This window comes from Methylobacterium variabile, from assembly GCF_001043975.1.
Classification (GTDB): Bacteria; Pseudomonadota; Alphaproteobacteria; order Rhizobiales; family Beijerinckiaceae; genus Methylobacterium; species Methylobacterium variabile.
Map to the genome: position 1 here is coordinate 1 of NZ_LABY01000561.1, position 587 is coordinate 587.

Here is a 587-nt window from a genome sequence, read left to right on the forward strand (position 1 = left end):
CGCCCGGCCAGCGCGGCCAGCGTCACCGGCCCCAGCCGCCCGTCATCGGCCACGCCCAGCACCCGTTGCAGCCCGATCACCGCCCGCTTCGGGCCGCTGTTCACCGCGAAGTCGAACAGCGCGTAATCCAGGCCCGCCGGCAGCGCGTCGCCCTGCACCGCGTCCCAGAACCGCCGCCGGTAGAGCGGCGCCACGGACGCCGGCGTCAGTGCCCGCACCTCCGCCTTGGTCGCCGGCCGAGCCACAGGCTCAGCGTGCCGATGGTGACGCCCAAATTCGTGGCGCCGCCCGGGTCGGCGGGATCGTCCGACCATCCCCCCTCGTGCTTCAGGACGAGCGACAGCGCCCGCTCGAAATTCGCGGCCATCAGGGTCCTCCGGTCGTCAGGGTCTTCGGTGCGCCGGCCGGCGCACCCGGTCACAGCGCCGCCGCGGCGCTCCACAAGCCGTCCAGGGCGGCGGCGTCGTAGCCCAGCGCGGCGCCGAGCTGCGCCACCATCGGGTGCCCGCGCTCGAACGTGGTGGCGCCCGACAGCAGCATCCGCGCCGCGAACTGCTCCGCCGCCGGCAGCGCCGCCCCCGCCGCCT

Annotated in this window: 1 pseudogene; it reads right to left on the reverse strand. The window is 76.0% G+C overall.

The window, feature by feature from the left end:
• A pseudogene (locus VQ02_RS34490) lies at window positions 1–367 on the reverse strand (glycoside hydrolase family 108 protein); the annotation flags it as partial.
• Between the last annotated feature and the right edge of the window lie 220 nt (window positions 368–587).